Here is an 8,586-nt window from a genome sequence, read left to right as displayed (position 1 = left end):
CGCCAGCGTTCATCCTGAGCCAGGATCAAACTCTCCATAGTGTTGAATTTGATTTGGCACCAAGAACTTATCTCCTAGACAAATCCCTGGTTTCTCTTTTCTTGACTTAAGTATCCTTAAGCTCTATTTCCTTGACAGGGTTTTAGTGCTATTCTGGCTCTCAAACTATTTATTTATCTAGGTTCCGTACTCGGTGCGGTCGCCGCTTTCGCTTGCTCTCTCACCGCGCCTTACCAATCTAGCGAACTCCTCTACTTGTGTCAACATCTCCTATCGAAAAATTTTGGGAAAGTTTTTAGGAAAGCGATCGCTTATGCTGGCCTTACCTCCTCCTCAAGGGTGAGGCTCGTTCATTAGTCACTTCAAATCGTGCTGATCGAAAAATGCTTAACGCTTGCCCCATCCAGCGAAGAGGCAAATAGCTTTAACAACCAAAGTTAAAGGTTGGCATCTACTGTTGAGGCTCGTTCCAGCTAATTTCGCCAGAAGCCCCTATCTGTTCCTGGTGGGATACCGGAGTGCCTTTTGCGATCGAGATTCCTTTTTCGGAAACGGCCAGCACTTTGACGAGTTCTGCCAGGGCATATTCCAATTGGGAACCTGGATCCAGAGCCACCCAACCATCGGGAGTTAATTGGCGAAATTCAAAGTGCAGGTGGGCACCTGTAGAGTTACCTGTACTACCCACTCTTCCGATGACAGAACCCTGTTTCACTAAATCGCCCTGCTTGACAAAAATCTCTGACAGATGACCATACAGGGTTTGCTGAGTTCCTTTATTGTGATCCAGTACGATCGCAAGGCCATATCCACCTAAAAAGTCTGCGATCGTCACCTGGCCTGCATAAGCGGCCAGCACTGGAGTTCCTAGAGGGGCACCTAGATCAGTGCCCATGTGAAAACGCGGATCGCCAGAGATAGGATGAATCCGCCAGCCAAATACTGACGTAATGGGAGCTGGAATTGACAGGGGAAAGATCAGTCGAATATTCCCATTACCCAATCGTCCTAGGGGAGGGAGGGTGCGACGGTAGAAATCTTTGACTGAAGGAAGTGACCCGATGCCAATGCCGGAGCTGCCCACACTGATCGGGCCAATCTGCACCGAGGAGAGGGATGCAGGCGGAAGTTGAAGTCCTCGACCGACAATGGATGCAGCAGCGGCAGGCAGGCCACGACTGCGATAGGTGGCTCCCAAGCTGTAATCCGTTGCATCAATGAAAGGTTCGTTAGTGATTGTTGAGGGAGTAACCGCAGGGGGAGCAGAGTAATCAATTGGGGGAGACGGTTCAATACTTTGAGGGGAAACGGGGAGCGGAGGTTGAGAATCGAGAGTCGAAGAGGGGACGACCTCTGGTGTCGCTGGAGAAACCGTATCAATAGAAGCTGGAGTGCTTTCTGCCATCGTATCCGATGTTTGAGCCTGCAGAGTATCCTGGGATACTCCAAGCGCTATGAGTGCTGCCAATCCAGCCACGGAGAGCGATAACCGGAGATGTTGCGATTGAGCAGACCACTGAGATGGGAATGAAGGAACTGGAAGGGGAGGATTCATAAGCAACTCTTCTGTTGAGATAGGCTACTCGAAAAAACAAGCACTCTGTATCCAATTATGGATTAGAAGGGGAAGGAGAAGAAGTAGGGGGGGACGCTGGCGTAGACGTGGAGGGATTTTCTGGAGCAGAAGTAGAAGGACTTGGGTTAGACGTGGAGGGAGGAGTAGCAGAGGAATTGGTTGGAGCCGTGGGAGAATCGGCGGGAATTGAAGGAATTTGGGATCCAGTGGCGATTGGCAGATTGGTGACTGCACGAGTCAGTTGGGCCAGGGCTCGATTGTAATTCAGGACGGATCTGACTAAATTTCCTTCAGCATTCGTCAGGTCATTCTCCGAATTAATTACATCCGTTTGCGTACCCACCCCTGCCTGAAAGCGTAACCGGGCGAGTCGCAAAGCTTCCCTGGCCTGGACAACGGCCTGTCTATTGGTATCGATATTTTGAAAACTGGTGCCCAGAGTGGTGTAGGCTGTTTCAACCTGAAGCCGAATTTGGTTACGGGTATTGGCAAAGTTAGCCTCGGCGATAGCTTTGTTAGCCTCCTGCTGATTGGCCTGTGCTCTAGCTGCTCCACCCTGGAAAAAGTCCCAGTTCATTTGTAGACCTGCACTGTACCCATTACCAAACCCTAACTGATCTCTCAGATTATTCACGGTGTTGTACTGCACTACTAAGGCAAGAGTTGGCCCCAAAGACGCTAAAGCCGCTTTTTTCTGCTGCTCAGCAAGCTCGCGTTGGGCCAGAAGTTGCTCCAATTCTGCCCGATTTTTTAGCGCCAAAACAATCGTATCTTCTAGCGAGAGTGGCCAGCGCCCCGCAAGTTGCACTGGATCAGCCGCTGCCAAGTCAATCGAGGGAGAAATGGACAGGAGTTGCGCCAGGGTGCGACGGCTAATTTGTTGAGATCCCAGAGCACTGGTGAGTTGTTGCTGGTTGTTGGCTAACTGCACCTGAGCCCGCAGCACATCAAAACGAGTTCCTAAACCTGCCCGTTCCAAAGCAACCGTATCCCGCAGGCTGGCTTCTGCGTTGCGAACAGCAGATTGGGCAATGCGAACGTCTTCGTCAGCCTGTTGCAGGTTGTAGTAAGCATTGAAAACATCTAACTGGAGTTGCTGCCAATCAACTTCAACCTGTAGCTGATCAACACGAAGCTGTTGTTCAGCCGCCCGAATCTGAGCTGGTCGCCGCCCCGAGGTGAAGATGTTATACCTTACTTGAAAAGTTCCCTGTAACCCAAGGGAGGCTTGAAGAGGAGGGTTATTTTGCCGAAATTCTTCGGGAACACCCGCTTCCTCAAATGCTCGCTGCTGTGCCTTCGCCTGCAAATCTGCCTGTGCTGAGAGCGATTGGGTAATGCCACCTTGAACGCTCAGGGTGGGGTATAAAGCGGCCTGTGCCTGACGTACCTGAGCACGGCTCCGCTCATACTGGAAATAGGTGCTCTGTAGGCCAGGGTTATTACGTTTTGCCAGTTCTAAAGCTTGCCGCAGCGTAATGGGCTGAATACCCCGCAACTTCACCTCCTCAGGCTTTGTTGGCAGACTAAGCGGATTCGGCGAAGGGTTCAAATAATCGGGAGCAGCACCGGGTTTGGCAGGGCCAATGGGTTGAGTGGGAATCAGGGTTTCTGTTCCTGGGATACCCGGAGATGGAGGCGTAAAAGTGGGAGCCAGGGGAGTTACTGGGGCAGGATTAATCCCCGGTGGTGGCTGGGTGATAGGGGATGAGTTTTGGGCTGACTGAGTTGCAGGAGATGGAGTCTGTTTAGCTGCTTCTGGATCGGGTACAGAGTTGGTTGCTGAGGTTGGGGCGGGTTTATCCGTAGAGGAAGTGTTCTCTTCAGGTTGGATTGAAGGCTGAGGGCTGAGGGCTGAGTCTCCACGGGAGGGAGACTTTGGCGCTGCACTGCTGGCAGGTGATTTTGCAGCATCTGGTGTGACCGCCTGACTACTCTCTCTGGGTTGTGTAGAGGTCTTCGAGGTTGCCTGGGCGATCGCGGGAGAGGTATAGCCAACAGCGAGTAATACCCCCATTCCTAGACCAATTAGCTGAAAAAGCGAGTTCATGCGTTCCTACACCTACACTCAAAACTATTCCTCATTAAACTCTCAATTGCGAAAGCTGCACGAGAACCTATAGCAGAATAACGGGTTGTCATTGAATATGCAAAGTTTATGGGAGGGATTGAGGATCAGGAATTGGGGATCGGAGATTGGAAGTAGAAGTTTGATTAACTGCGCCTGTACAGAGGATTGAGAGTTAAACCAAGTCCAGCTAGAGAACAGTCGTTTTCCTACAAGAGAAACCTGTCTCGGTCGCAGTTTGAGCGGCGACCGGGCAAGCAAAAACAGCTAGAGAACAGTCGTTTTTCTACAAGAGAAACTACAATTTTAGACTTGAACAAGGTTTAGTTAGTAATCGTAGGGGTTTTTGGGTTCGGGAATGGGTTGGATGGAGGTAGCGGCGATCGCGAGCTGACGCTTCCCAGCCAGGGTTTCGGTGATCATTTGGCCCTCAACTTCCAGCCAGGTATCAGGCTTGTATGCGTTTCGACTTTCTTGTAGCTTGACAGGCAAACTCACCGGATAAACATCTGCCGCACAGCAAGTAATCACAAATCGAGAGATTAATAGGTACTGATCAGGCATATTTGTCGGATGGATCACAAAGCCCTGAACTTTGGCTTTCTGTCCCGTATAGGCATCTGGTTCGGGATAGACGGTGAGAGTCCGCACCCAATCAATGATCGATTTATCCTCTGAATTAGCTGATCCCCGAAATGCCTGGGGTTTGACTCGTGTTAAGGTGGGCGCGTCGGCAACTCCTCGCTGAATAGCCGTTTGACTGGCGAAAGCTCTGGGCGTGATCAGCAAACCAAGAATCGCCATTGCCAGGAGCAAGGTACTGCCCCACCCCCTAGGTAATAGGGCCAGGTGACTGGAGGCTTGGCTAACGAAATTGTCAGGTTGCTTGAGGATGCCGATCGCTCGCCAGGTCGCCAGCAGCAACAGGGCAACGCCTGTAACAACAGTAAGCCAGGTGTAATTGGGGTGAATTAACAGATACAGCTTCCCCGTCAACCAGTATTCCAGCAGGAGTAACCCCCAGGCCGCGATCGCCAAAACATCTAACCAGGGCATCAGGGAGTAAGCAGGACGAGCCATCATGAGAAATATAGGTTCACGACAAAAGCAAACAGAAAGGTCATCTGGGCGGCCAGCGCAATTAAGTAAAAGACTGCTCTGGGCTTAAAGATGGAGAGCAGTAAGCCAATACCTTTCAGATCGATCATTGGCCCAAAGACTAGGAACGACAGGAGGGATCCCGTAGTAAAGGTGGAGGAAAAAGCCAGGGCAAAAAAGGAATCGACCGTAGAACAAATAGAAACCACAGCGGCCAGCAACATCATGGCCAGAATTGAACTGATAGGCCCCTGTCCCAGAGCCAGAATTGCCTCACGGGAAACAAACACTTGCAGCATGGCCGCGATCGCACTGCCAAACACCAGCACGCCTCCCAGTTCGCGAAACTCCTGCACCATCCCTTCCAGCATTAGATTCAGCTTATAGCCTGTGGGTTTGCCTGCCGCAGCGATCGCCGCCGCCTGAAAGTCCATTGGATCGACTCGCTGGTCGGATTGACCTAAGAAGTAAGTTCCCGATTGCAATAAAGCAGAAGGGCCAGAGGTTGCTTGACTGGCTTGTCCGCCATTCCTTGTGCCTTTCTTGCTAGGCATCGCTTTGGCAACAGCAGGTTGCAGAAAAGGCCGCAAATCCTTTTGAGCGCTGAATACCCAACCGATCGTCGTGGCAATGATCAGGGAACAGCCAATCCGCAGGAACACCATCTCCGGCTGATCACGAAATGCTGTCCAGGTGGCCCAAAAGACGATCGGGTTAATAGTGGGAGCAGCTAACAGAAATCCGATCGCTACCGAGGAGGGGACTCCCCGCATAATCAGCCGTCGGGCCACAGGTACATTGCCACACTCACACACCGGAAAAAGAAACCCCATGCAACTGCCAGCTAAGGCTCCTAAGAACGCATCTCGGGGCATCAGTTGCACCAGCTTGCGCTCATCAACAAAAAATTGCAATAAGCCGGAAAACAAAACCCCCAGCAGTAGAAAAGGTACAGCCTCGACCAGCAAGCTGAGGAAAAGGGTAAACGCACTATTTAGCTGAGTCCAGTCCATGCGTTTTCCTACCGCTACGATGCCAATAACCCAGATATTCTACTGTATGTCCTTCGTCCTTCGTCCGTTGTTGTTTGTAACAGTTGCTCATGAATGCCAAATGGCACATAGCCTATGACGTTTTTCCCCATAAACTAAATTGAGTGCCATTCAGTCCCTGGTTAATCCAGCTAATGCATAATCGCAGCAAAACAAGGTACCAGCGACGACGCAGAGAGGAACAGTCAGCAAATTGAGGAAAGGAATGCTGATCAGCCAGAGGCACACAAATCCAAAGGTGGCACTGGCTGGAAACGTTTTCCCCACTACGCCAAGCTTGGCGCGGAAGCTGAACCGGCGCCGCTCCAAGGGTGGATCGATAAAGTCCAGCAGGACAAGCACGATCGCCAGCACCAGCCATCCCGTACTGGCCACCAATCCGCCCAGGGGCAAAACGCTAACCAATAATAGGAGAGGGGCCACGATCGCCAGCAGCACCAGCTTTTTCCCCTGAAAGGCGATCGCTCGCCAGACATCCTTCAGAGCACGGCCCAAACTCATGGTGCTGCTGGGCAACTGCTCCATGCGGTGACGTTCCACCTGTTCCGCCAGATTGCCGTACCAGGGTGCTCCCACGATCGCGCCAAATTGCACCAGCAATAACCCCAGAATCATGAATAAGGCGATTGCCAATATTGCCTGCAAAATATCATCCAGAAAACCCACTCCAGCTGGTATCCAGCCTAAAACCTGACTTAACCAGGGAGGTAACGTGGCAACCCAGGCCGCAGTTCCAGCAGGTAGGCCGGTACTTAACTGCGAGATGAACTGCCACCCCGGAACCAGCACTCCCAGATAAAGCAGCACCCCCAGAACGATATTCACCCCGATCGGCATGATCACCAGGCTCAAGAGGCGCGGCGATCGCAACAACAGCAACAGCGCTTCCAGGGGATAAGCCACCCCCGCTGACAAATCTTTGGGAGCCTGGAGTAGACGTTGAAACAAACTGATTTCTGTCTTTTGAGCCATTGCGATCGTTGAAAAGGTAGGCCAGAGGGGAGCGTTCTCAGGCTAGCACTTGTAAGGAGTGATGGGGTGAGTGAGTGGGATGATGAGTGGGTGGATGAGTAGGTGGGTGGAGGGGTAGATGGGTGGATTACTGCTGATTGCTCTGGTTGGGTTGTTTCTGAGTCTGTGGATTGTGGTGCCCGGATTCAATATGGTGCTGTTCCGGTTGTCGGTGGGGGCACCAGAGGTCAGTGCCTGGTTGATTGGGGTCAATGGGATGGTCGTGGTGCTGGCATTGGGGCGGGGGCGATCGAGCACTCGGCTGCGCGTCAACATGAATAACCAGGTATCAACTCGCGCTTTACGACTGTCATAGCGTTCAGCAATGCGCCAGACCTGAGAAAATACATCCAGCACTACCTCTTCCGCCTCTTCTTTAGACCCTAAGCTTTTGAAGGCCACCGCATACAGCACACGAGCATAGCGATCGTACAACTCTGCCAGAGCCGTATCATCCTGTTGAGTAATCCTCTTGATCAGTGAGGAGTCATCGGAAACGGGCTGAGATACCATCTGGCAGACGCTTTGCCTCCGTGGGCCGCTGGTTTTCCGTTCACCCGAAGCAGCCGTCAAGCAAACTGTTGAGGCAGTGTTGCACTTTGTTTCTACCAGAGGTGAATATTGTTGTCCATTTAATCACACCGCAACGGCATTTCCATAGTTTCTCGCCAAAGGTAGATGATTTGGGCTGAGAAATGTAATGGAGACCGGATGAGGAGTGACAGGTAAAGGGGGCGAAGGGAGCATAGTACTAAACAGTCAGAATCCAGGAACTGCGATTTTGGGCACTGACAAAGGCAGAAGGAACCACATTCAGGTTCATGCCCAGGGATTTGAAAGCGGCTCGAATAGCTGTTGCGTGGGCAGATTCGGTACTACCAATGCTGGCTCCCGCTGTGATTAGAGCCGGGGTTTTCAGTCTGGCCACTTCCTGGGTATAGGCGATCGCCGCATCCGTTTCCAGAGCCAGGGCTAACTACGACGCAACTTAGAAAACTTGACAAAGCAACGGGACGACAGTGGATCCAAATTCAAAGACTCGCGTTTCATAAAAATAATTCCTCCCAATTATCAGCAGAAAAAGACAAAGAATCCTATGAGCAAGCAGTTGCAGAGCCAAACTCTGATGCAGTCTCCTTGCTCTCAAGGACAAACAAACAGCGATCCAGTGCAAAAGTACAGTGACGGAGAACTTAACTGGCGGTGAATCAAATGACTATGTTTGCAGGTCATCCACCAGGAAATACGCCAGGTTCTTCAGTTTGGATCTCCGAAAGGAAAAATTTCTTGTGGCTGCCTCACATTCCAGGTAAAAAAGGGTTTTCATCGAGGTAGCAGGTTGAGTGGCTGATTCTTTCCTTTTTCTTACTCACGATCGCTCCTGGCCCCACAGCCTAATCGTATGATCCAGACTACTGCTGACGATCCACTGACCATCCTGACTAGAAGCAACTGAGGTAACGGCCTAAGTATGTCCGGTCAAGATAGTAAGTAACTCCCAGGTGCCGGAGTTCCAGATGCGGACGGTACGATCGCGGCTGCCACTGATGAGATAGTGACCATTGGGAGTGAAAGTCAGTGAAGTGATGGCTCCCTGATGCCCCGTCAGCAAACGGCTGGAGCGATCAGATTGAGTTGTCTGATCGGCCCAGCACTGAATCATGCCATCTTCCCCACCAGCGGCAAAGGATTGGTTGGTTGGGTGCAGGGCGATCGCGGTGCTGACCTTGACGCTCATCCCGCTAACGCTTCGCGTATAGCAGGAGATTCCCCGTTCACAG

8 protein-coding genes and 1 pseudogene are annotated in these 8,586 nt (G+C 51.6%); all 9 read right to left on the bottom strand.

Annotated features, from left to right (window positions below):
- Positions 1 to 451: 451 nt before the first annotated feature.
- A complete protein-coding gene (locus ACUVQO_RS21260) occupies positions 452 to 1,555 on the bottom strand; it encodes a peptidoglycan DD-metalloendopeptidase family protein (protein ID WP_445927825.1) in 1,104 nt (367 codons plus the stop codon).
- A gap of 55 nt (positions 1,556 to 1,610) precedes the next feature.
- Positions 1,611 to 3,626 carry a TolC family protein gene (locus ACUVQO_RS21255; RefSeq protein WP_445927824.1) on the bottom strand — a complete coding sequence of 672 codons (2,016 nt, stop codon included), beginning with the start codon at positions 3,624 to 3,626 and terminating at the stop codon, positions 1,611 to 1,613.
- A gap of 345 nt (positions 3,627 to 3,971) precedes the next feature.
- Positions 3,972 to 4,727, bottom strand: a complete 756-nt coding sequence (locus ACUVQO_RS21250) for a TIGR03943 family putative permease subunit (RefSeq protein ID WP_445927823.1) — start codon at positions 4,725 to 4,727, stop codon at positions 3,972 to 3,974.
- Positions 4,724 to 5,755 carry a permease gene (locus tag ACUVQO_RS21245; RefSeq protein WP_445927822.1) on the bottom strand — a complete coding sequence of 344 codons (1,032 nt, stop codon included), beginning with the start codon at positions 5,753 to 5,755 and terminating at the stop codon, positions 4,724 to 4,726. Before ACUVQO_RS21245 ends, ACUVQO_RS21250 begins: the two co-directional genes overlap by 4 nt.
- Before the next feature lie 150 nt (positions 5,756 to 5,905).
- The gene (locus tag ACUVQO_RS21240; protein WP_445927821.1) at positions 5,906 to 6,766 is read right to left on the bottom strand and encodes an EI24 domain-containing protein; all 861 of its coding nucleotides are present in this window, start codon (positions 6,764 to 6,766) and stop codon (positions 5,906 to 5,908) included.
- A 42-nt stretch (positions 6,767 to 6,808) separates the two neighbouring features.
- The gene (locus ACUVQO_RS21235) at positions 6,809 to 7,318 is read right to left on the bottom strand and encodes an RNA polymerase sigma factor (protein WP_445927820.1); all 510 of its coding nucleotides are present in this window, start codon (positions 7,316 to 7,318) and stop codon (positions 6,809 to 6,811) included.
- 238 nt (positions 7,319 to 7,556) lie between these two features.
- Complete coding sequence (locus ACUVQO_RS21230) at positions 7,557 to 7,769, bottom strand: ferritin-like domain-containing protein (RefSeq protein ID WP_445927826.1); 213 nt, start codon at positions 7,767 to 7,769, stop codon at positions 7,557 to 7,559.
- A gap of 405 nt (positions 7,770 to 8,174) precedes the next feature.
- Positions 8,175 to 8,258 (bottom strand): annotated as a pseudogene (locus ACUVQO_RS21225) (WD40 repeat domain-containing protein); the annotation flags it as partial.
- A 12-nt stretch (positions 8,259 to 8,270) separates the two neighbouring features.
- A partial coding sequence (locus ACUVQO_RS21220) for a WD40 repeat domain-containing protein (protein ID WP_445927819.1) occupies positions 8,271 to 8,586 on the bottom strand: 316 nt, incomplete at its 5' end.

Source organism: Leptodesmis sp., assembly GCF_052746595.1.
This window is presented reverse-complemented; position numbering and strand designations above follow the sequence as displayed.